Raw genomic sequence first — 22035 nt, forward strand, 5'->3', positions numbered from 1 at the left:
CCCATCGCCGGCAAGCCGGCTCCCACAGGTATTGTGCAGGAGCCGGCTTGCCGGCGATGGGCCGCAAAGCGGCCCCTGCAGCCTTGAATCAAAGCACTGCCTTCGGATACGACCCCAGCACCTTCAGCGCCACAGCCTCCTGGCTGATCTGCTCCAGCACCGCCTTGATCAGCGGGTCGCGGTGATGGCCGACGAAGTCGATGAAGAACACGTAGGTCCATTTGCCGCTGCGCGACGGGCGGGTCTCGATGCGGGTCAGGTCGATCCCGTTCTCGTGGAACGGCACCAGCAGTTCATGCAGGGCACCCGGTTTGTTGCTCATCGACACGATGATCGAGGTCTTGTCGTCACCGGTCGGTGGCACTTCCTGGCTACCGATCATCAAGAAGCGCGTGGAGTTGTCCGGGCGGTCTTCGATCTTCTCGGCCAGGCGGGTCAGGCCGTACAGGTTGGCTGCCATGTCACCGGCGATCGCCGCCGAATTCCACTCGCCCTTGACGCGCTTGGCCGCCTCGGCATTGCTCGACACCGCCACCCGCTCGACATTCGGGTAATGCGCGTCCAGCCACTTGCGGCACTGGGCCAGGGACTGGGCGTGGGAGTAGATGCGGGTGATGCTGTCGGTCTTGGTGTTCTCGCCCACCAGCAGGTGATGGTGGATGCGCAGCTCGACTTCGCCGCAGATCACCATGTCGTGCTCGAGGAAGCTGTCCAGGGTGTGGCTGACCGCGCCTTCGGTGGAGTTTTCCACCGGCACCACGCCGAAGTTGACGGCGCCTGCCGCCACTTCGCGGAACACTTCGTCGATGGCCGCCATCGGGCGGCTGACCACGGCATGGCCGAAATGCTTCATCGCCGCAGCCTGGGTGAAGGTGCCTTCAGGGCCGAGGTAGGCGATCTTCAGGGGCTCTTCCAGGGCCAGGCAGGACGACATGATTTCGCGGAACAGGCGCGCCATCTCTTCGTTGTCCAGCGGGCCCTTGTTGCGTTCCATGACGCGCTTGAGCACAGCGGCTTCACGCTCAGGGCGGTAGAACACCGGCTTTTCGCCTTCAGCCAGCGTAGCGGTCTTGACCTTGGCCACTTCCTGGGCGCAACGGGCGCGCTCGCTGATCAGCTCGAGAATCTTCTCGTCGAGGCTGTCGATGCGCACACGCAGCGCCTTCAACTCCTGATCGGACATCAGCCGTGCTCCTTCTCGAATTCGGCCATGTAGGCCACCAGCGCTTCGACCGCTTCCAGGCCCAGGGCGTTGTAGATCGAGGCGCGCATGCCGCCGACCGAGCGGTGGCCCTTGAGGTTGAGCAGGCCGCGGGCATCGGCACCGGCCAGGAAGGCTTTGTCCAGGCGCTCGTCAGCCAGGCGGAACGGCACGTTCATCCACGAACGGGCGTTGTGGCTGATCGGGTTGGTGTAGAACTCGCTGGCATCGATGAAGCCATACAGGCGGTCTTTCTTGGCGCGGTTGCGCTGCTCCATGGCCTCGACGCCGCCCTGCTCCTTGAGCCACTCGAACACCAGGCCAGAGAGGTACCAGGAATAGGTTGCCGGGGTGTTGTACATGGAGCCGTTGTCGGCCGAGACCTTGTAGTCGAGCATGGTCGGGCAGCTGCTGCGGGCGCGGCCCAGCAGGTCTTCGCGCACGATCACCACCACCAGGCCGCTTGGGCCGATGTTCTTCTGCGCGCCGGCGTAGATCAGGCCGTACTGGGACACATCGATCGGGCGCGAGAGGATGTCGGACGACATGTCGACCACCAGCGGAACGTCACCGGTCTCGGGCACCCAGTCGAACTGCAGGCCGCCGATGGTTTCGTTGGACGCATAGTGGACGTAGGCGGCGTTCTGGGTCAGCTTCCACTCGTTCTGGCCAGGAATGGCCAGGTAATCGTAGGGCTTGGCACTGGCGGCGACGTTGACGTTGCCGAAGCGGCGCGCTTCCTCGATGGCTTTTTTCGACCAGATACCGGTTTCGATATAGTCGGCGGTGCCATCTTCGGGCAGCAGGTTCAGCGGGATTTCGGCGAACTGCTGGCTGGCGCCACCCTGCAGGAACAGCACCTTGTAGTTCGAGGGGATGGACAGCAGGTCGCGCAGGTCCTGCTCGGCCTTCTCGGCGATGGCCACGTAATCGTCGCTGCGATGGCTCATCTCCATCACCGACAAGCCCTTGCCGCGCCAGTCCAGCATTTCGGCCTGGGCACGCTGCAGGACAGCTTCAGGAAGCGCGGCAGGGCCTGCGCAGAAGTTAAAGGCTCGTTTGCTCACATCCACTCTCGCTCTGCCAAATAGAACAAAATCGTAATTCGATGCCGACCAGTTGCCACTGTGTCGCTTGCCTGGGGCCTGCCTTGCAGGCCATCGCCGGCAAGCCGGCTCCTACAGCGGGTCGCGCAAGATTCACGGCCTGCGCTGCACCTGTGGGAGCCGGCTCGCCGGCGATGGGCCGCAAAGCGGCCCCATTGACGTCTCTAATCAGTCAAACGGGGCGACCTTGGTCGCCCCGCTCGGGTTGTTGCGCTTGCTTACTCTTGCGGTGCCTCTTCGGCGCCGGCATTGTCACCGTCCGCCGCATCGGCCTCGACGCCTTCCGCGTCCGCCTCGACCAGTTCGTCGAGCTCGTCCTCCGAAGGCTCCTGGATACGCTCCAGGCCAACCAGCGTTTCGTCAGCCGCTAGCTTGATCAGCGTCACACCCTGGGTGTTGCGGCTCAGGCTGGACACTTCACCGACCCGTGTGCGCACCAACGTGCCCTGGTCGGAGATCAGCATGATCTCTTCGCCTTCCTGCACCTGGATGGCGCCGATCAGCAGCCCGTTGCGGCCCTTGGTGCCCATGGCGATCACGCCCTGGCCACCACGCCCGCGACGCGGGAACTTCGACAGCGGCGTGCGCTTGCCGAAACCGCGCTCGGAGGCGGTGAGGATCTGCGCGCCGGACTCCGGAATCAGCATCGAGATGATCTGCTGCCCCTTGCCCAGCTTCATGCCACGCACGCCGCGGGCGGTACGGCCCATTTCGCGGACCACGCTTTCGGCGAAGCGGATCACCTTGCCGGCGTCGGAGAACATCATGACTTCCTTGGCACCATCGGTGATGGCCGCGGCAATCAGGGTGTCGCCTTCTTTCAGCTTCAGGGCGATCAGGCCGTTGGAGCGCGGACGGGCGAACTGCACCAGCGGGGTCTTCTTGACGGTACCGGAAGCGGTGGCCATGAAGATGTAGGCGCCGGTAGGCTCGGCCACCCACTCAGGGGTGTCGCCGTCTTCTTCGTCGATTTCCTCGACTTCGACCACTTCACCTTCGATCACGCCCTCGTCGCCGTCCTCCAGCTCTTCGTCCGGATCGGCGCTCTGCTGCAAGGCCTCGAGGTCGATCTGCAGCATGGCGGTGATGCGCTCACCCTCTTCCAGCGGCAGCAGGTTGACCAGCGGGCGGCCACGCGCGGCGCGGGAAGCCTCGGGGATTTCGTAGGTCTTCTTCCAGTACACCTTGCCCTTGCTGGAGAACAGCAGCAGGGTGGCGTGGCTGTTGGCGACCAGCAGGTGCTCGATGTAGTCCTCGTCCTTCACCCCGGTCGCCGACTTGCCCTTGCCGCCACGGCGCTGGGCCTGGTAGGCGGACAGCGGCTGGGTCTTGGCATAGCCACCGTGGGAGATGGTCACCACGCGCTCTTCTTCCGGGATCATGTCGCCGTAGTTGAGGTCGTGGCTGGCGTTGAGGATCTCGGTGCGGCGCGCATCGCCGTATTCGGCGCGGATCGCTTCGAGTTCTTCGCGGATCACTTCCATCAGGCGCTCGGCGCTGCTGAGGATGCGGATCAGCTCGCCGATCTGCTCCAGGATCTCCTGGTACTCGGCCAGCAGCTTCTCGTGCTCGAGGCCGGTCAGGCGGTGCAGGCGCAGGTCGAGGATCGCCTGGGCCTGTTCCGGCGACAGGTAATACTTGCCATCGCGCAGGCCGAACTGCTCGGGCAGGTCTTCCGGGCGGCAGGAATCGGCGCCGGCGCGCTCGACCATGACCTGCACGGCACTGGATTCCCAGGCAGTGGAAATCAACGCTTCCTTGGCTTCCGACGGCGTCGGCGAAGCCTTGATCAGGGCGATGACCGGGTCGATGTTGGACAGCGCAACCGCCTGGCCTTCAAGGATATGGCCACGTTCGCGGGCCTTGCGCAGCTCGAACACGGTACGGCGGGTCACCACTTCACGGCGGTGACGGACGAACGCTTCGAGCAGGTCCTTGAGGTTGAGCAGGCGCGGGCGACCATCGATCAGGGCCACCACGTTGATGCCGAACACGCTCTGCAGCTGGGTCTGCTGGTAGAGGTTGTTGAGCACCACCTCCGGCACCTCGCCGCGGCGCAGCTCGATGACGATGCGCATGCCGTCCTTGTCGGACTCGTCGCGCAGCTCGGTGATGCCTTCGATCTTCTTCTCTTTGACCAGCTCGGCGATCTTCTCGATCAGGCGCGCCTTGTTCAGCTGGTACGGCAGCTCGGTGACGACGATCTGCTGGCGGCCACCGACCTTGTCGATGTCTTCGACTTCCGAGCGCGCACGCATGTAGATGCGGCCACGGCCGGTGCGGTACGCCTCGATGATGCCCTGGCGGCCGTTGATGATGCCGGCAGTCGGGAAGTCCGGGCCCGGGATGAACTGCATCAGCTCATCGATGGTGACGTCCGGGTTGTCGATCAGCGCCAGGCAGCCGTCGATGACCTCGCCGAGGTTGTGCGGCGGGATGTTGGTCGCCATGCCCACGGCGATACCGCTGGAGCCGTTGACCAGCAGGTTGGGAATACGGGTCGGCATGACCGCCGGGATCTGCTCGGTGCCATCGTAGTTAGGCACCCAGTCGACGGTTTCCTTGTGCAGGTCGGCCAGCAGCTCGTGGGCCAGCTTGGCCATGCGCACTTCGGTGTATCGCATGGCCGCGGCGTTGTCGCCGTCGACCGAACCGAAGTTGCCCTGGCCGTCGACCAGCAGGTAGCGCAGCGAGAACGGCTGGGCCATACGCACGATGGTGTCGTAGACCGCAGTGTCGCCGTGCGGGTGGTACTTACCGATCACGTCACCGACCACACGGGCGGATTTCTTGTACGGCTTGTTCCAGTCGTTGCCCAGTTCGCTCATCGCATAGAGAACGCGACGATGCACGGGCTTCAAGCCGTCACGCGCATCGGGCAGCGCTCGCCCGACAATCACGCTCATCGCGTAGTCGAGGTAAGACTGTCTCAGTTCGTCTTCGATATTGACCGGGAGGATTTCTTTGGCCAGTTCGCCCATGAGAAGCCTGATTCCTTTTTCTGGTGAAACTTCGTAGCTCCATCAAGGGCCGAACGAAGCTCGCCGCCGCAGCGCTTAGGGGTGCGACGACTTACGACAAATCAATGAGTTGTGCCATGGATCTGCGCAAAATTGGCCGCCGTGATGGGCGGTCTTGGAAACTGCCGGATGTTATCACAAAGGCAGTGGCGGTGGGGAGATGTGGCAGCCTGCCGCTGGGCAAGAATATGAGGGGTTCGCCGCGGCCCTATCGCCGGCACGCCGGCTCCCACATGAAGCTTGGGCCTGTGCTGAACCGGTGGGAGCCGGCTTGCCGGCGATAGGGCCCGATGGGCCTAGTGCAAACGCTTGCGGCACACCAGCTGGGCGAGCTTGGCCGCATCCGGCCGCTCGACGATGCCACGCTCGGTCACGATCACATCGATCAGGTCTGCCGGGGTCACGTCGAACACCGGGTTGAACACCTCGACATCCGGCGCCACCCGGGTGCCGGCATAATCGAGCAACTCGTCGGCATCGCGCTCTTCCAGCGGAATGTCCTCGCCGGTCGCCAGGTTGAGGTCGATGCTGGTGCTCGGCGCCACCACCATGAAGCGCACCCCGTGGTGCATGGCGCTGACCGCCAGCTGATAGGTGCCGATCTTGCCGGCCATGTCGCCGTTGGCCGCGATGCAATCGGCACCGACCACCACCCAGGTGATGCCTTTGGTCTTCATCAGGTGGGCCAGGGCCGAGTCGGCGCACAGGGTCACCGGGATGCCTTCGTTGGCCAGCTCCCAGGCGGTCAGGCGCGAACCCTGCAGCCAGGGGCGGGTTTCGCCGGCATACACACGCTCGACCATGCCTTCCAGGTAGCCCGCGCGGATCACTCCCAGCGCCGTGCCGAAGCCGCCACTGGCCAGCGCCCCGGCATTGCCGTAGGTCAGCAGGGTCTGCGCGTTGCCCTGGTGCCGGCGGATCAGCTCGATGCCGTACTGGGCCATGGTCAGGTTGGCCTCGCGGTCGCTTTCGTGGATGGCCACCGCCTCCGCCTCCATGATCGCCAGCACGTCCTCGTCGGGGCGCAGCCGCTGCAGGCGCTCGCGCATGCGGTTGAGCGCCCAGAACAGGTTGGCGGCGGTGGGCCGCGACTCGGCCAGGGTGAGGAAATCCTCTTCCAGGTCCATCTCCCAGTCGCCGCCCTCGGCCAGGCGCTCTTCCAGGGCCAGCACCAGGCCATAGGCCGCGGCGATGCCGATGGCCGCCGCGCCGCGCACGGCCATGTCACGAATGGCTGCGGCCACCTGCGCGACATTGTCGCAGGCCAGCCAGCGCTCCTGCGACGGCAGCAGGCGCTGATCGAGCAGGTGCAGGACGCGGTGCTGCCAGCGAATCCCGGTCACCTTCTGTGCCGCCAAAAGTCGCTCGCGCATCCCCTCTCCCCGTCGTTCGGATATCAAAAGCCGGCGATTATAGCGACCCTGGGCCTTGGGCGCTCGGGTATACTCCGGCGCAATTCGTAGAAGATTCAGAGGATTGTTCAATGAGCAACGTCGACCACGCCGAAATCGCCAAGTTCGAAGCCTTGGCGCACCGCTGGTGGGACCGCGAAAGCGAGTTCAAGCCGCTGCACGACATCAACCCGCTGCGCGTCAACTGGATCGACGAGCGCGTCAGCCTGGCCGGCAAGAAAGTCCTCGACGTGGGCTGCGGTGGCGGCATTCTCAGCGAGGCCATGGCCCTGCGCGGTGCCAGCGTCACCGGTATCGACATGGGCGAAGCGCCGCTGGCCGTGGCCCAGCTGCACCAGCTGGAATCGGGCGTGCAAGTGGAGTACCGGCAGATCACCGCCGAGGCCCTGGCCGAAGAAATGCCCGAGCAGTTCGATGTGGTCACCTGCCTGGAAATGCTCGAGCACGTGCCCGACCCATCGTCGGTGATCCGCGCCTGCTACCGCATGGTCAAGCCCGGCGGCCAGGTGTTCTTCTCGACCATCAACCGCAACCCCAAGGCCTACCTGCTGGCCATCGTCGGCGCCGAATACATCCTCAAGATGCTGCCGCGCGGCACCCACGACTTCAAGAAATTCATCCGCCCGTCCGAGCTGGGCGCCTGGAGCCGCGTTGCCGGCCTTGAAGTGAAGGACATCATCGGCCTGACCTACAACCCGCTGACCAAGCACTACAAGCTGTGCAGCGACGTCGACGTCAACTACATGATCCAGACCCTGCGCGAGGAATGAGCATGCGTTTGCGAGCAGTACTCTTCGACATGGACGGCACCCTGCTCGACACGGCGCCGGACTTCATCGCCATCTGCCAGGCCATGCTGGCCGAACGCGGCCTGCCGGCCGTCGACGACAAGCTGATCCGTGACGTGATCTCCGGGGGTGCCCGCGCGATGGTCGCCGCGACCTTCGCCATGGCCCCCGAAGACGACGGCTTCGAGGCGCTGCGCCTGGAGTTCCTGGAGCGTTACCAGCGCGACTGCGCGGTGCACAGCAAGCTGTTCGACGGCATGGGCGAACTGCTGGCCGACATCGAGAAGGGCAACCTGCTGTGGGGCGTGGTCACCAACAAGCCGGTGCGCTTCGCCGAACCGATCATGCAGCGCCTGGGCCTGGCCGAGCGCTCGGCCCTGCTGATCTGCCCGGACCACGTCAAGCACAGCAAGCCCGACCCCGAGCCGCTGATCCTGGCCTGCAAGACCTTGAACCTGGACCCGGCCAGCGTCTTGTTCGTCGGCGACGACCTGCGCGACATCGAGTCCGGCCGCGACGCCGGCACCCGCACCGCGGCAGTGCGCTATGGCTATATTCATCCAGAAGACAACCCGAACAACTGGGGTGCCGATGTGGTGGTGGACCACCCGCTGGAGTTGCGCAAGGTGATCGACAGCGCCCTGTGCGGTTGCTGAGCTTGACGATCAACGCGAACTCTATGGGAGCGGGCTTGCCCCGCTCCCACAAGGCCCGTGTCAGCCCATAGAGATAGGGAATATTCAATGTTCGACTACACCGCCCGCCCCGACCTGCTCAAAGGCCGGGTCATCCTGGTCACCGGTGCCGGCCGCGGCATCGGCGCCGCCGCTGCCAAGGCCTACGCCGCCCTGGGCGCCACCGTGCTGCTGCTGGGCAAGACCGAAGCCAACCTCAACGAGGTCTACGACCAGATCGAGGCCGCCGGCCATCCGCAGCCGGTGGTGATCCCGTTCAACCTGGAAACCGCCCTGCCCCACCAGTACGACGAGCTGGCGGTGATGATCGAGGACCAGTTCGGGCGCCTCGACGGCCTGCTCAACAACGCTTCGATCATCGGCCCGCGCACGCCACTGGAGCAGCTCTCCGGCGACAACTTCATGCGCGTGATGCACATCAACGTCGATGCCACCTTCATGCTCACCAGCACCCTGCTGCCGCTGCTCAAGCTGTCGGAGGACGCCTCGGTGGTGTTCACCTCCAGCAGCGTCGGGCGCAAGGGCCGTGCCTACTGGGGCGCCTATGGGGTGTCGAAGTTCGCCACCGAAGGGCTGATGCAGACCCTGGCCGACGAGCTTGAAGGGGTCGCGCCGGTGCGCTCCAACAGCATCAACCCGGGCGCCACGCGCACGGCGATGCGGGCCCAGGCCTACCCGAGCGAGAACCCGCAGAACAACCCGCTGCCTGAAGAGATCATGCCGGTGTACCTGTACCTGATGGGGCCGGACAGCACCGGGGTCAATGGGCAGGCGTTCAACGCCCAGTGAGCCTGTGTCGCCTCCGGCAAGCCAGCTCCCTGTAGGAGCCGGCTTGCCGGCGATAGGGCCGGCACAGTCTCAACCTCAACCCGCAGCCAACGCCGGGCGCATACGCCCCTGCTGCCGCCCTTCCATCTGCATGCACCGCTCCAGGAACAGGTACATGCAGTCGTAACTCTTGCAGATCGCCTTGCGCAGTTCATTGCGCAGCCCCTGGGTGGGGTTCTCGCCGGCCAGGGTGCAGATGATTTCCAGCGCCTCCCACGGGTGCGCGTCATCATACTGGGCATGCATCTTCAGCCACTTCATGGCGCGCTTGCGCTGGTCTTCCGGGAAGCCCATGGCATAGGTGTCCTCGGCGCAGACCACCGCCGACCACTCCCCCGTCGCCCCTTCGATGGCGTAGTTGGTGGCCGCCATGGCAATGGCCAGCGACTCGGTGGTGCACACTCGCCAGCACCAGTCGTTCAGCCCGTTGAGCTCCGCCGGCACCTCCTGGCCCTGTAGTTCGTGCAGGTGGATACCGTGCGCGTGGCACCAGTGCACCCAGTAGTCGGCATGGTTGAGTTCGACGCGGATATTGCGCATCAGCCAGCGCCGCGCCATGTCCTCGCCGGGGTGGCGGGCGTAGCGGGTCTTGGTCAGGTTATGGGCCATGTACAGCGAGAACTGCTCCACCACCGGCCAGCCACCGATCAGGTACTGGCGAATGGTCGCCTGGCGCAGCTGGCCATCGCGCAAGCGCTGGTAGAACGCATGCTCGACCACCCGGCGCTTGCTCTCCCGGCAATCTTCGATCAGCTGCTGAGCCCATTGGGGGTAACTGGCGGGGTCCATCAATGGCCCGATACGAACGAATGCATCAATCACTTTCAGCTCCTTGATCCCTGTGATCTTGCCGGCATGTATTCAGCGAAAGGTTCCAGGCGCCCGATGCAGCAGGGGCCGTGCAGCAATCCGTTGGCGCTGCAGACTGTCGCAGGTGAACACCTGCGGTCGTTCGATCAGATAGCCCTGGGCGTAGTCCACGCCGATCTCCTGCAAGGCCTGCTCGATCAACGGTGTTTCAACGAACTCGGCGATGGTCCGTTTGCCCATGACATGGCCGATGTGGTTGATCACCTCGACCATGGCCCGGTTGACCGGATCATCCAGCATATCTTTGACAAAACTTCCGTCGATCTTCAAGAAGTCGACGGGTAAATGTTTCAAATAAGCGAATGACGACATTCCGGCACAGAAGTCATCCAGCGAGAACTTGCAGCCCAGCCCTTTCAATTCGTTGATGAATCGGATGGCGCTGCCCAGGTTGGCAATGGCGCTGGTTTCCGTGATCTCGAAACAGATCAGCCGGGGCGGGATGGCATATTCGACGAACAGTCGCCGCAGGTACTCGAGAAACTTGTCATCGCCGATGCTCGAACCCGACAGGTTGATCGCGCACATGGCCAGCGGGCCTTCCCGGCCTTCGTCCAGGCTTTGCCGGATGACCTGGAACACATTGCGCACCACCCAGCGGTCGAGCGCCGTCATCAGGCCATAACGCTCGGCCGCCGGGATGAAGCTGTCCGGCAGGATGGTGCGGCCGCTTTCATCGTGCAGGCGCAGGAGGATTTCGATATGGCCAGGCCCGTCGATGGCCGCGAGCGGGGCAATTTCCTGGGCGTAGAGGCAGAAGCGGTTTTCTTCCAGGGCCACGTGCAGGCGCTGGATCCAGGCCATCTCGCCAAAGCGCATGGACAGCTCGCTGTCATCGGCGTGGTACACCTGCACCCGGTTGCGCCCCTTCTCCTTGGCCATGTAGCAGGCCATATCGGCCGCCCGCAGGGAGGCTTCCAGGGTGGAAGGCGCCTGTGCCATGTTGACCAGGCCGATGCTCACGGTGGTCACGAAGGGCCGCCCCTTCCACACGAAGTGCAAGCTCTGCACGGCCTGGCGCAGGTTTTCGGCGATCTTTTCCGCCTGCTCGGGCGGGCAGTTTTCCAGCAGCACGCCGAATTCGTCGCCGCCCAGGCGGGCCAGGGTGTCACCCTCGCGCAGCCCCGACTGCAGCACGGCGCAGATGTGCCGCAGCAACTCATCGCCGGCGGCATGGCCGCAGGTATCGTTGACCAGCTTGAACTGGTCGAGGTCGAGGAACATCAGCGCGTGCCGCCCGGCCTGGCGCACCAGGCCATTGAGCGCCTGCTCCAGGCGGTACTCGAACTCGCGGCGGTTGGCCAGGCCGGTCAGGGCGTCGTGGGTCGCCTGCCATGACAGGTTGGCGATGTACTGGCGCTCCTGGGTCATGTCGTGCAGCACCAGCACGATGCCGGCCACCTGCCCGTCATTGATGATCGGCGAGCCGACTAGGTTGATCGATACCGTGGTGCCGTCCAGGCGCTGGATCAGCCGGGCATGCTCGGCACCACCCTTGAGGTTGCCACTGAGCACCTGCTCGAGCAGCCCCCTGCCATCGCTCTCGGCCTGCTCCTCGACCAGGCTGAACAGCGCCGTCAGTGGTAGCCCCACGGCCTGCCCGGCCTGCCAGTGGGTGAGTTGCTCGGCGGCGGGGTTCATGTAGCCGATGCAGCCGTCGACATCGGTGGTGATCACCGCATCGCCAATCGCCTGCAAGGTGATCTGCGCCCGCTCCTTTTCTTCCTGCAGGGCGCTGGCGAAGGCCTGGCGCTGGGCCAGCAACTTGCTCGAACGGCGCCAGGCGATGGTGATGAGAAACAGCGCGGTGAGCAGGTTGGTGATCAGCAGTACCCGCAGCAGCATGCGCGAGCCCTCGCCCAGGGCATCGCTGAAGGCCTTGGCCGCCGGGGTCACGCCTTCATTGATGAAGACGATGCGGGCACGCCAGTCGCCCACCCGCTCAGGCGTGGCCTGCCCCTTGGCGAAGCCGTCGCGCACTTCGTTGGCCAGCACGTCCAGCTTGTTCAGGTAGTCGTCGCCGATGTTCCAGTAGGCGATGGCGGTCTGCATGTAGCTGATCTGGTGGAAGTTGCGGTAGAACCAGATGATCCGGTCGACGTCGTCGGGGTGGTTGCCGCCCTGCAGCACGGCCTGGCGCGCGGCCTCCAGGTCCGGGTCGGGCTGGTCGAGGACCTCGCGCAGCAAGTGGTCGCCCTGGGGCACGGTGATGACCTGGCGGTAGCGCTCATAGGTGCGCTCGTCGCCGCTGTCGGCATACAGGTTCAGGTAGTAGATGGCATCTTTCTGCGCCTTGGACCACAGGCTTTCGCCCGCGACATAGGCCCGCACCGCCGACAGCGCATAAAGACTGAGGCTGCCGAGCAAGACCTGGAAGACTACAACGGCGATGAAGGGCCAGATGATACCCAGCAACCTTGGCGCCTCTAGCGTGCGATATCCCTTCATGTAGTCCCTGTCACAGAGCAGAAAAGGCTCGATTCAACCCAGACAAGCACAGCGTAGGCCATTTGCCATCTGCATGACGGGGAATTTCGCCAGGGATATCAGGATTCAGGTCTGCTGCAAATGCCCATACAACTTGGCATACAGCCCGCCTTCGGCAATCAGCTGCTGATGGCCTCCGTCCTCGGCCACATGCCCACCATCGAACACCAGCACCCGGTCAGCCTGCTTCACCGCCGACAGGCGGTGGGCGATGATCAGCGTGGTACGGCCACTGAGAAAACGCGCCAGGGCCTGATGCAGGTTGTACTCGGTGGCAGCGTCCAGCGCCGAGGTGGCCTCGTCGAGGATCACCACCTTGGGCTCGGCCAGGACCATGCGGGCAATCGCCAGGCGCTGGCGCTGCCCGCCCGACAAGCGCACCCCGGAACGCCCGACCACACTGTCCAGGCCCTGGGGCAAGGCGGCGATGGTGGCGTCCAGCTGGGCGATGCGCAGAGCCTGCCAGCAGGCTTCATCGGTGCACTCGCGGCCCATGGTCAGGTTGGCGCGCACGCTGTCGTTGAACAGCGACGGGTGCTGCAGCACCACCGCGACATTCTCGCGCAAGGTTTCCAGGCCGATTTCCTGCAGGCTCGCACCGCCGAAGCGGATAGTGCCGGCCTGGGCGCTGTACAAGCCCAGCAGCAACTGCACCAGGGTACTCTTGCCGCCGCCACTGGCACCGACGATGGCCACCTTTTCACCCGGCGCAATGGACAGGTCGAGGTGTTCGAGCACCGGCTCGTCGGCATAGGCAAAACGCAGGTCGCGCACTTCGATGCCCACGGTCTCACGGCCGGCGAACGGGTCGCTGGCCGCCGCGTACTGGGGCTCGTCATCGCGCGCCAGCAGCTCGTTGAGGCGGCTCAGCGCACCACCGGCCGCATAGTAGGCGTATTGCAGATTGAGCAGCTGCTCGACCGGGCCGATCATGAACCACAGGTAGCTGAACACCGCCAGCATCTGCCCGATCGACAGGTCGGAGAACAGCACCGTGAGCATCGCCGCCGCGCGGAAGATATCGATGCCGAACTGGAACAGCAGGCCACTGGCGCGGCCGCTGGCGTCGCTCTTCCATTGCGAATCCACGGCGTAGTCGCGCACTTCGCGGGCGCGCAGGCCAAGGCGGCCGAGGAAGTAGCCCTGGCGGTTGCCGGCGCGAATTTCCTGGATGGCATCGAGGGTTTCCGCCAGCGCCTGGGTAAAGCGCGACGTGCTGTCGTTCTCGAGCTTCTTCAGGTGCTTGACGCGCTTGCCCAGCTGCACGGTGAAGTAGATCACCAGCGGGTTGAACAGCAGGATCAGCAGCGCCAGCTTCCAGTGCATCCACATCAGGATCGCCGCGGTGCCGGTCAGCGTGAGCATGGCCACCAGGAAACGGCTGAGGGTTTCGCCGACGAACTTGTCCAGGGTGTCCAGGTCGGTGACCAGGTGGGTGGTCACGGTGCCGCTGCCCAGGCTTTCGTATTCCTTGAGCGAGATGCGCTTGAGCCGTTCGATCAGGCGGATGCGCAGGCGGTAGACGATGTCCTTGGCCAGGCCCGCGAACAGCTTGGCCTGCACCACGTTGAACGCCAGCGCGGCCAGGCGCAGGCACAGCGTCACCACCAGCATCAGGCCGATGTAGCCGGCCGCCACCTGCCAGCCGCTGGGCAGCAGGTGGTTCATGAACTTCAGGGCGGCGTCGCCATGGCCCAGCAGCACTTCGTCGACCAGCAACGGCAGCAGCAACGGGATCGGCACGCTGCAGCAGGCAGCCAACACCGCCACCAGGTTGGCAGTCCACAGGTTTTTCTTGTGATGCAGGGCCAGGCGGCGGATTTCTGCCCAGCTCAGGCGGTCGGGCACAGCAGCGGGCTTCCCTGGCACAGGGTCGGGCGACCCTGGCAAATCAAGCACAGACGGCCTGCTGCAGCCAGCGGCCGAGCAACGGTTGCAGGCTTTCCAGCGGCTGGTAGCCGTTGGTCAGCAGCGCCAGCTGGCCATTGCGTTCGGCCAGCAGCGTCGGGAAGCCGGCGATGCCCAAGTCCTGCACCCAGCTGAAATCAGCGGCCGTAGCGGCGCGCAGATCGGCGCGGGCGAAGGCCTCGGCGAACAGCGCGCGGTCAAAACCGGCCCGCTCGGCCAGCTCGACCAGGTGCGGGGCGGTGGTGACGTCCACGCCCTGCTCGTAGAACGACGCCTGGATCAGCGCCAGCAGCGGCCATACGCGCTCGGCGTCCAGCTCGCGGGCGGTGACCAGGGCCCGGCAAGCCGGCTCGGTGTCGTAGACGAAGCCGTCGGGCATGGCGCCGTCAAAACGAAACGGCTGCCCGGTGGCCTCGCTCACCGCCTGCCAATGTTCGAGGATGTAGCGCCGGGTGGAGGCATCCAGGGCGCTGCCGCCACTGCGCAAGCCACCCAGCACCAGCCGCGTCGGCACGCCCGCCTCAGCCGCCTGGGCGATCAGGGCCGCGGCCACTGGCGCGAACCCCCAGCACCAGGAGCACATCGGGTCCATCACATAGAGCAGGCGTGCGGTCATGCATCAGGCCTCGGCTTTGTAGTTGTAACCGATCGGGTGCGGCAGGTTGCGGGCCTTGGCCAGCTCGATCTGCTTCTGCCGGTCGATGGCGCTGCGCCGGGTCTTTTCGCTCAGGCTGTCCCAGCAGTGCGGGCAGCTCACGCCTGGCGAATAGTGCTCGGACGCGCGGTCTTCCACGTTGACCGGGTGGCGGCAGGCATGGCACTGGTCGTACTCGCCTTCGCTCAGGTCATGGCGCACCGTGACGCGGTTGTCGAAGACGAAGCAGTCGCCATCCCACAGGCTCTCTTCCTGAGGCACTTCCTCGAAGTATTTGAGGATGCCGCCCTTAAGATGATAGACCGCCTCATAGCCTTCACCGAGCATGTAGCTGGAGGCTTTTTCGCAGCGGATGCCGCCGGTGCAGAACATCGCCACCTTCTTGTGCTTGCTCGGGTCGAAGTTGGCCTTGATGTACTCGGGGAACTCGCGGAAGGTCTCGGTCTTCGGGTCGATGGCGCCCTTGAAGGTGCCGATGGCCACTTCGTAGTCGTTGCGGGTGTCTATCAGCAGCACTTGCGGGTCGCTGATCAGCGCGTTCCAGTCCTTGGGCTCGACATAGGTGCCAACGGCCTGGTTCGGGTCGACGCCCGGCACGCCCAGGGTGACGATCTCTTTCTTGAGCTTGACCTTGGTGCGGTAGAACGGCTGCTCGTCGCAGTACGACTCCTTGTGGTCGACATCCACCAGGCGCGCATCGCTGCGCAGCCAGGCGAGCAGGCCGTCGATGCCTTCGCGGGTGGCCGAGACGGTGCCGTTGATGCCTTCATGGGCAATCAGCAAGGTGCCTTTGACGCCGTTGTCGAGCATGGCCTTGAGCAGCGGCTCGCGCAGTTCGACGTAGTCTTCCAGGGTGACGAACTTGTACAGCGCCGCCACGACGATCGGTTGGGACATGTAAGTGAATCTCCAGGTGGTTGCCCTCGTAAGGGGCGGACCGGGTTTGACATGAAACAGGGGGCTGCTGCGCAGCCCATCGCCGGCAAGCCGGCTCCCACAGATGCGGCGTGCGCTGTACCTGTGAGAGCCGGCTTGCCGGCGATGGGCCGCTCAGCGGCCCCCTTGGGATGTTGCAGATTGTACCAGAACGACGGAACGGATTCAGTGCCCGCCGCCAGCACACACCGGCGAGGCCGGTGCAGCACCGACCTTGGCCCACTCCTCGGCGGTGTAGGTGTGGATCGCCAGGGCGTGAATCTCGCCCATCAGCTCACCCATGGCGGCGTACACCTTCTGGTGGCGCTTGACGCTATTGAGCCCGGCGAACTGCTCGCTGACGATCACCGCCTTGTAGTGGGTTTCCTGGCCACGGCTGTGCATGTGGCTTTCGTTGAGCACTTCAAGGTGTTGCGGGGCCAGCGCGGCCAACTGCTGCTCGATGCGTTGCTGCATGCTCATCGCTCGCTACTCACTTCTTCGCCGGGGCGGCGGCCTTGCCAGCGTTGGGGTCCAGTTCCTTGGTCATGTCTTCGAGCAGCTTGTTGACCACAGGTACCGCAGGTTCCAGGCTCTGCTGGGTCAGCTGGGCCGACTGCTGGGTGACCTTGGGCATTTCACGCAGCACTTTCTTGCCCAGTGGCGACTCGTAGAACTTGACCAGGTCCTTGAGCTCCTGCTCGGTGAAGGTCTGGGTGTACAGGTCGACCATCTTCGGCTTCAGCTTGTTCCAGCCGATGGCGTTGTCCAGGGCGGCGTTGGCCTTGGCCTGGTAGCTTTCCAGCACCGGCTGCTTGGAAGACGGCGCCTTGGTCTGGGCGAAACGCTGGGCGAACATCTGCTGCACCTGCATGTACACCGGAGTGCCCAGCTTGTCGGCGTTGGCCAGGGTCAGGAATTTCTCGGCAGCAGCGTTGTGGCTGGCGGTGGCAGCGAGTACCTGGCCGCTGGCACAGGCCAGGGCGACGGCGGCACAGAGGACACGAAGACGGGTCATTGCATTTCCTTCAGGAGGGGGAGGCGGTACCTCAGAGTAGAGCATTCTGCTCCCGCAGGGGCGCAGCGCTCAAGTGGCACGACGAGCGATTGAACCGCACGTTCGCATGAGGGCCTAAACTGCTGATTCTGACTGACAAAGGAGTGAACGCAGCATGAGCCGTATCGAGACAGACAGCCTGGGCCCAGTCGAAGTTCCGGAGAACGCCTACTGGGGCGCGCAGACCCAGCGCTCGCTGATCAACTTTGCCATCGGCAAGGAACGCATGCCGCTCGCGGTGCTGCACGCCCTGGCCCTGATCAAGAAAGCCGCGGCGCGGGTCAACGACCGCAATGGCGACCTGCCGGCCGATATCGCCCGGCTGATCGAGCAGGCCGCCGACGAAGTGCTCGATGGCGAGCACGACGATCAGTTCCCGCTGGTGGTGTGGCAGACCGGCAGCGGCACCCAGAGCAACATGAACGTCAACGAAGTGATCGCCGGGCGCGCCAACGAGCTGGCCGGCAAGGGCCGCGGCGGCAAGGCGCCGGTGCACCCGAACGACCACGTCAACCGCTCGCAGAGCTCCAACGACTGCTTCCCCACCGCCATGCACATCGCTGCGGCGCAAGCGGTGCACGAGCAACTGCTGCCAGCGGTGGCCGAGCTGTCCTCGGGCCTGGCCGAGCTGTCGGCGCGCCACCACCAGCTGGTCAAGACCGGCCGCACGCACATGATGGACGCCACGCCGATCACCTTCGGCCAGGAGGTGTCGGCCTTCGTCGCCCAGCTCGACTATGCCCAGCGCGCCATCCGCGCCACCTTGCCGGCGGTGTGCGAGCTGGCCCAGGGCGGCACGGCGGTAGGCACCGGGCTGAATGCCCCGCACGGTTTTGCCGAAGCCATCGCCGCCGAGCTTGCCGCCCTCTCCGGCCTGCCCTTCGTCACCGCGCCGAACAAGTTCGCCGCGCTTGCCGGCCACGAGCCACTGACCAGCCTGGCCGGCGCCCTGAAGACCCTGGCGGTGGCCTTGATGAAAATCGCCAACGACCTGCGCCTGCTCGGTTCCGGCCCACGCGCGGGGCTGGCCGAAGTGCGCCTGCCGGCCAACGAGCCGGGCAGCTCGATCATGCCCGGCAAGGTCAACCCGACCCAGTGCGAGGCGCTGTCGATGCTGGCCTGCCAGGTGCTGGGCAACGACACGGCGATCGGCTTTGCCGCCAGCCAAGGGCACCTGCAGCTGAACGTGTTCAAGCCGGTGATCATCCATAACCTGCTGCAGTCGATCGAGCTGCTGGCCGATGGCTGTCGCAACTTCCAGCTGCACTGCGTGGCCGGGATCGAGCCGGATGCCGAGCAGATGGCTGCGCACCTGGAGCGCGGGCTGATGCTGGTGACGGCGCTGAACCCGCATATCGGCTATGACAAGGCGGCGGAAATCGCCAAGAAGGCCTACAGCGAAGGCAAGACCTTGCGCGAGGCGGCGCTGGAGTTGAAGTACCTCACCAACGAGCAGTTCGACCAGTGGGTGCGGCCGGAGAACATGCTGGCACCCGGTGGCAAAGGCTGATCTGTACCGGCCCTATCGCCGGCAAGCCGGCTCCCACAGGCACCCCACACTGTTCAAGGTTGTGGTGACCCTGTGGGAGCCGGCTTGCCGGCGATAGGGCCACTAGCCTCAACCCGCCACCCTGGCCGTGCGCGCCCGCCAGCCCGCTACCAGCGAAGGCCCCACCGCCACCAGCGTCGACCCCAGCACCACCGTCACCGCCCCCACATACCCCAGGGCATTGATGTCCTCGGCCTGCACATAGTCAGGCCACACCCAGGCTGCCACCGCCACCGCCACGAACGTCACCAGCGGCGTCATCGCCAGCGTGGCACTCACCCGCGAGGCTTCCCAGTGCGCCAGCGCCTCGGCAAAGGCGCCATAAGCCACCAGGGTATTCAGGCAACAGGCCAGCAACAGCCAGCCCTGCAGCGGCGACAGCTGCAGCGCCTGCAGCGGGTGCACCCAGGGCGTCAGCAGCGCGGCGCAGCCCAGGTAGATCACCATCATCACCTGCTGCGAATGCCACACCGTCAGCAGCTGTTTCTGGCTCAGCGCATAGAACACCCAGATGCTGGTGGCCAGCAGCACCGTGAGCACCCCGGTGGTGTAAATGCCCAGCGAAGTCAGCAGCTCTTCCAGGCGTTGATTGAAGAACAGGCCAAAGCCCCCCAGCAGGATCAACAGGCCGACGCCCTGCCCCAGGCTGAAGCGCTCCTTGAACACCAGCACGCTGGCCACCAGCAACAACACCGGGCCCATCTGCACCACCAGCTGCGTGGTGCCAGCGCTGAGCTGCTTCAGGCCGAACAGGTACAGCACGTAGTTGCCGAGCAGGCCGAACACCGCGACCACCAGCAGGCCCTTGCCCCTGGCCGGCAGCTTGCCCACGGCCGGCAAACGCCGCTGCATCGCCAGCCAGGCGAACAGCAAACCACCGGACACCATCAGGCGGTACCAGGTGACGGTCACCGGGTCCATCACCTGCAGCACTTGCTTGAGCTTGATGGGCAGGATGCCCCAGAGCAGCGCGGTAAGCAGTGCCAGGAACAGGCCATAGCCCCAGCGGCCGGATGTTGTGTGCATAAAGTCCTCGATCGAGCCCGTGGTGGGGGTAGGCTGGATTCTAAGGGCTTGAGGGAAAACTGCCGGGAAAAGAATTCATCAGTTCATTCCCCGGCGGCATGCAGGCTTACTTCTTGTGCTTGGCGAACGCCGCTTCCAGCGCCTCGTTGATGGTGCGCAGCACCTTCACCCGGGCCCAGCGCTTGTCATTGGCTTCGACCAGTGTCCATGGCGCGATCTCGCTGCTGGTGCGGTCGACCATGTCGCCCACCGCATCGACGTACAGGTCCCACTTGTCGCGGTTGCGCCAGTCGTCCTCGGTGATCTTGTAGCGCTTGAACGGGATCTGCTCACGCTCCTCGAAGCGCTCCAGCTGGGTCTGCTGGTCGATCGCCAGCCAGAACTTGACCACCACCACGCCGGCGTTCACCAACTGCTCCTCGAAGTCGTTGATTTCGCTGTAGGCGCGCATCCAGTCATTGGGCGTGCAGAAGCCCTCGACCCGCTCGACCAGCACCCGCCCGTACCACGAGCGGTCGAAGATGGTGAACTTGCCGCGTGCCGGGATATGCCGCCAGAAGCGCCACAGGTAGGGCTGCGCACGCTCCTCCTCGGTGGGCGCGGCAATCGGCACGATGCGGTACTGCCGCGGGTCCAGCGCGGCCGCCACGCGGCGGATGGCGCCGCCCTTGCCTGCGGCATCGTTGCCTTCGAAGGCCGCCACCAGGGCATGCCGGCGCATGTGCTTGTGGCGCAGCAAGCCGGCCAGGCGCGCCTGTTCGGTCACCAGTTGCTCCTGGTAGTCCTGCTTGTCCAGGCGCAGGGTCATGTCCAGCGCGCCAAGCAGGTTGCGCTGGTCGATGCTGCGGCCCAGCGGGGCGATGTTGCCCTGGTGCTTGCCCTTGGGGTTGACCGCCAGCGCCGTCTGCAGGCTGTCCAGCAGGATGCGCCCGACCGCCAGGCTGCGGTAGTGCGGGTCGGCGCCTTCGACGATGTGCCAGGGCGCGTAGTCGCGGCTGGTGCGGCGCAGCACGCGCTCGCCGAAGCGCACGAAACGGTCGTAGGTTTCCGACTGCTGCCAGTCCAGCGGGCTGATCCGCCAGCTGTGCAGCGGGTCGTCCTTGAGCGCCTTGAGGCGCGCCTTCATCTGTTTCTTGGACAGGTGGAACCAGAACTTGATGATCAGCGCGCCTTCATCGCAGAGCATCTGCTCCAGGCGCTCGGCACCGGCGATGGCCTGGTCGAGCACGGCATCCTTGAACACCCCGTGCACCCGCCCCTGGAGCATCTGGCTGTACCAGTTGCCGAAGAACACGCCCATCCGCCCTTTCGGCGGCAGGGCGCGCCAGTAGCGCCAGGCCGGGGGCCGGGCCAGTTCTTCGTCGGTCTGCTGGTCGAAGGTGAGCACATCGATCATGCGCGGGTCCATCCACTCGTTCAGCAGCTTGACCGTCTCGCCCTTGCCGGCGCCTTCGATGCCGTTGATCAGCACGATCACCGGGAACCGCGCCTGCTGCTTGAGTTCGTACTGGGCTTCGAGCAGCGCCTCGCGCAGGGCGGGCACTTCGGCCTCGTAGGTTTCCTTGTCGATGCTGTGACCGATTTCCGCGGATTCGAACATGCTGGGCTCCTTCATTGGATTAGCAAGACTAGCGGATTTTCCTCGGGGGCTGTAAAGGCCCAATCGCCGGCAAGCCGGCTCCCACAAGGTTCGGCAGGTTCCTGGTGGGAGCCGGCTTGCGGGCGACAGGGCCATTACTGGCACAGCGCAAATCCGGCAGATGGCATAAAATCCGCACATCCGCTGCAACCGAGCCAACCATGTCCACCCTTCTGCAACACGCCCAGATCGACTGGGACGACCAGGGCCGCCCCCATTCGCGGCAATACGACGACGTCTATTTCGCGGTCAACGAAGGCATCGAGGAAACCCAGCACGTGTTCCTCGGCCAGACCCGCCTGGCCGAGCGCTTTGCCAACCTGGCGCCGCACGCCTGCGTGGTGATCGGCGAAACCGGTTTTGGCACCGGCATGAATTTCTTCTGCGCCTGGCAGCTGTTCGAGCAGCACGCGCACAGCGATGCGCGCCTGCACTTCGTCAGCGTCGAAAAATACCCCCTCGGCCACGCCGACATGGCCCGCGCCGTTCGCCTGTGGCCAGAGCTTGCCGCCTACACCGAGCCGCTGCTGGCGCAGTACGTGGCGGTGCACCCGGGCTTCCAGCAATTTACCTTCGCCGAAGGCCGGGTCACCCTCACCCTGTTGATCGGCGATGTGCTGGAACAGCTGCCGCAACTCGATGCGCAGATCGATGTGTGGTTCCTCGACGGCTTCGCCCCCGCCAAGAACCCCGACATGTGGACACCGGAGCTGTTCGCTCAGCTGGCGCGGCTGTCGCACCTGGGCACTGTGCTGGGCACCTTCACCACCACCGGCTGGGTGCGCCGCAGCCTGGTCGAGGCGGGCTTTGCCATGAAGAAGGTGCCGGGTATCGGCAAGAAGTGGGAGGTGATGAGCGGCGCCTACGTCGGCCCCCTCC

The 22035-nt window shown here is 65.0% G+C and carries 18 protein-coding genes; 5 read left to right on the forward strand and 13 right to left on the reverse strand.

Translation table 11 applies throughout. The annotated features are described in order from the left end of the window. Positions 1-88: 88 nt before the first annotated feature. The 4 genes from pheA to mtnA all read right to left on the reverse strand — a co-directional run bounded on the left by pheA (position 89) and on the right by mtnA (position 6700). A complete protein-coding gene (pheA, locus tag L6D75_RS16040; RefSeq protein WP_011532773.1) occupies positions 89-1183 on the reverse strand; it encodes a prephenate dehydratase in 1095 nt (364 codons plus the stop codon). Beyond that, a complete protein-coding gene (gene serC / locus L6D75_RS16045) occupies positions 1183-2268 on the reverse strand; it encodes a 3-phosphoserine/phosphohydroxythreonine transaminase (protein WP_176514218.1) in 1086 nt (361 codons plus the stop codon). Before serC ends, pheA begins: the two co-directional genes overlap by 1 nt. 257 nt (positions 2269-2525) lie before the next feature. Beyond that, the gene (gyrA, locus tag L6D75_RS16050) at positions 2526-5288 is read right to left on the reverse strand and encodes a DNA gyrase subunit A (RefSeq protein WP_176514220.1); all 2763 of its coding nucleotides are present in this window, start codon (positions 5286-5288) and stop codon (positions 2526-2528) included. 335 nt (positions 5289-5623) lie between these two features. After that, positions 5624-6700, reverse strand: coding sequence for an S-methyl-5-thioribose-1-phosphate isomerase (gene mtnA, locus L6D75_RS16055; RefSeq protein ID WP_176514222.1), 1077 nt, complete (start codon positions 6698-6700; stop codon positions 5624-5626). A gap of 110 nt (positions 6701-6810) precedes the next feature. Between mtnA and ubiG the strand changes: the two genes are divergently transcribed. The 3 genes from ubiG (at position 6811) to L6D75_RS16070 (ending at position 9011) form a co-directional block, all read left to right on the forward strand. Further along, positions 6811-7509 carry a bifunctional 2-polyprenyl-6-hydroxyphenol methylase/3-demethylubiquinol 3-O-methyltransferase UbiG gene (ubiG, locus tag L6D75_RS16060; RefSeq protein WP_176514224.1) on the forward strand — a complete coding sequence of 233 codons (699 nt, stop codon included), beginning with the start codon at positions 6811-6813 and terminating at the stop codon, positions 7507-7509. Between the two features lie 2 nt (positions 7510-7511). Continuing rightward, complete coding sequence (gene mupP / locus L6D75_RS16065; RefSeq protein WP_176514226.1) at positions 7512-8183, forward strand: N-acetylmuramic acid 6-phosphate phosphatase MupP; 672 nt, start codon at positions 7512-7514, stop codon at positions 8181-8183. Between the two features lie 87 nt (positions 8184-8270). Then, positions 8271-9011 carry a YciK family oxidoreductase gene (locus tag L6D75_RS16070; protein WP_176514228.1) on the forward strand — a complete coding sequence of 247 codons (741 nt, stop codon included), beginning with the start codon at positions 8271-8273 and terminating at the stop codon, positions 9009-9011. Between the two features lie 75 nt (positions 9012-9086). On the opposite strand, the gene L6D75_RS16075 is transcribed toward L6D75_RS16070, so the two are convergent. The 7 genes from L6D75_RS16075 to L6D75_RS16105 form a co-directional block, all read right to left on the reverse strand. After that, positions 9087-9872 (reverse strand): iron-containing redox enzyme family protein, encoded by a 786-nt coding sequence (locus L6D75_RS16075; protein ID WP_176514230.1) that lies wholly within the window; start codon positions 9870-9872, stop codon positions 9087-9089. A gap of 39 nt (positions 9873-9911) precedes the next feature. After that, positions 9912-12368 carry an EAL domain-containing protein gene (locus tag L6D75_RS16080; RefSeq protein WP_236193682.1) on the reverse strand — a complete coding sequence of 819 codons (2457 nt, stop codon included), beginning with the start codon at positions 12366-12368 and terminating at the stop codon, positions 9912-9914. Positions 12369-12473: 105 nt separating this feature from the next. Continuing rightward, positions 12474-14306: an ABC transporter ATP-binding protein gene (locus L6D75_RS16085; RefSeq protein WP_176517092.1), complete on the reverse strand. Its 1833-nt coding sequence runs from the start codon at positions 14304-14306 to the stop codon at positions 12474-12476. After that, positions 14299-14931 carry a DsbA family protein gene (locus L6D75_RS16090; protein WP_176517091.1) on the reverse strand — a complete coding sequence of 211 codons (633 nt, stop codon included), beginning with the start codon at positions 14929-14931 and terminating at the stop codon, positions 14299-14301. Before L6D75_RS16090 ends, L6D75_RS16085 begins: the two co-directional genes overlap by 8 nt. A 3-nt stretch (positions 14932-14934) precedes the next feature. Next, positions 14935-15867, reverse strand: coding sequence for an oxygen-dependent tRNA uridine(34) hydroxylase TrhO (gene trhO / locus L6D75_RS16095; RefSeq protein ID WP_176517090.1), 933 nt, complete (start codon positions 15865-15867; stop codon positions 14935-14937). A 204-nt stretch (positions 15868-16071) separates the two neighbouring features. After that, positions 16072-16368, reverse strand: a complete 297-nt coding sequence (locus L6D75_RS16100) for a BolA family protein (protein WP_176517089.1) — start codon at positions 16366-16368, stop codon at positions 16072-16074. Between the two features lie 10 nt (positions 16369-16378). Continuing rightward, positions 16379-16903, reverse strand: a complete 525-nt coding sequence (locus L6D75_RS16105; protein ID WP_176517088.1) for a DUF2059 domain-containing protein — start codon at positions 16901-16903, stop codon at positions 16379-16381. 154 nt (positions 16904-17057) lie between these two features. On the opposite strand from L6D75_RS16105, the gene L6D75_RS16110 reads away from it, so the two are divergent. Next, entirely contained in the window at positions 17058-18452 is a 1395-nt protein-coding gene (locus L6D75_RS16110; protein WP_176517087.1) for a class II fumarate hydratase, read from the forward strand. A 108-nt stretch (positions 18453-18560) separates the two neighbouring features. Here L6D75_RS16110 and L6D75_RS16115 read toward each other — a convergent pair whose 3' ends face one another. Together L6D75_RS16115 and pap are read right to left on the reverse strand one after the other, a co-directional pair. Continuing rightward, complete coding sequence (locus tag L6D75_RS16115; protein WP_176517085.1) at positions 18561-19517, reverse strand: DMT family transporter; 957 nt, start codon at positions 19515-19517, stop codon at positions 18561-18563. Positions 19518-19623: 106 nt separating this feature from the next. Then, positions 19624-21117 carry a polyphosphate:AMP phosphotransferase gene (gene pap, locus L6D75_RS16120; RefSeq protein WP_176517083.1) on the reverse strand — a complete coding sequence of 498 codons (1494 nt, stop codon included), beginning with the start codon at positions 21115-21117 and terminating at the stop codon, positions 19624-19626. A gap of 200 nt (positions 21118-21317) precedes the next feature. On the opposite strand from pap, the gene mnmC2 reads away from it, so the two are divergent. Next, on the forward strand, positions 21318-22035 hold a 718-nt coding region (mnmC2, locus tag L6D75_RS16125), incomplete at its 3' end, for a tRNA (5-methylaminomethyl-2-thiouridine)(34)-methyltransferase MnmC2 (protein WP_236193685.1).

It is taken from the genome of Pseudomonas faucium (genome assembly GCF_021602585.1).
In the GTDB taxonomy this organism is placed as follows: Bacteria; Pseudomonadota; Gammaproteobacteria; order Pseudomonadales; family Pseudomonadaceae; genus Aquipseudomonas; species Aquipseudomonas faucium.

Excerpts from the sequence above, each read along its gene's own strand:
- pheA (WP_011532773.1), bottom strand. The coding sequence starts at position 1,183 with ATGTCCGATCAGGAGTTGAAGGCGCTGCGTGTGCGCATCGACAGCCTC.
- gyrA (WP_176514220.1), bottom strand. The coding sequence starts at position 5,288 with ATGGGCGAACTGGCCAAAGAAATCCTCCCGGTCAATATCGAAGACGAA.
- mtnA (WP_176514222.1), bottom strand. The coding sequence starts at position 6,700 with ATGCGCGAGCGACTTTTGGCGGCACAGAAGGTGACCGGGATTCGCTGG.
- ubiG (WP_176514224.1), top strand. The coding sequence starts at position 6,811 with ATGAGCAACGTCGACCACGCCGAAATCGCCAAGTTCGAAGCCTTGGCG.
- mupP (WP_176514226.1), top strand. The coding sequence starts at position 7,512 with ATGCGTTTGCGAGCAGTACTCTTCGACATGGACGGCACCCTGCTCGAC.
- L6D75_RS16070 (WP_176514228.1), top strand. The coding sequence starts at position 8,271 with ATGTTCGACTACACCGCCCGCCCCGACCTGCTCAAAGGCCGGGTCATC.
- L6D75_RS16080 (WP_236193682.1), bottom strand. The coding sequence starts at position 12,368 with ATGAAGGGATATCGCACGCTAGAGGCGCCAAGGTTGCTGGGTATCATC.
- L6D75_RS16090 (WP_176517091.1), bottom strand. The coding sequence starts at position 14,931 with ATGACCGCACGCCTGCTCTATGTGATGGACCCGATGTGCTCCTGGTGC.
- trhO (WP_176517090.1), bottom strand. The coding sequence starts at position 15,867 with ATGTCCCAACCGATCGTCGTGGCGGCGCTGTACAAGTTCGTCACCCTG.
- L6D75_RS16100 (WP_176517089.1), bottom strand. The coding sequence starts at position 16,368 with ATGAGCATGCAGCAACGCATCGAGCAGCAGTTGGCCGCGCTGGCCCCG.
- L6D75_RS16105 (WP_176517088.1), bottom strand. The coding sequence starts at position 16,903 with ATGACCCGTCTTCGTGTCCTCTGTGCCGCCGTCGCCCTGGCCTGTGCC.
- L6D75_RS16110 (WP_176517087.1), top strand. The coding sequence starts at position 17,058 with ATGAGCCGTATCGAGACAGACAGCCTGGGCCCAGTCGAAGTTCCGGAG.
- L6D75_RS16115 (WP_176517085.1), bottom strand. The coding sequence starts at position 19,517 with ATGCACACAACATCCGGCCGCTGGGGCTATGGCCTGTTCCTGGCACTG.
- pap (WP_176517083.1), bottom strand. The coding sequence starts at position 21,117 with ATGTTCGAATCCGCGGAAATCGGTCACAGCATCGACAAGGAAACCTAC.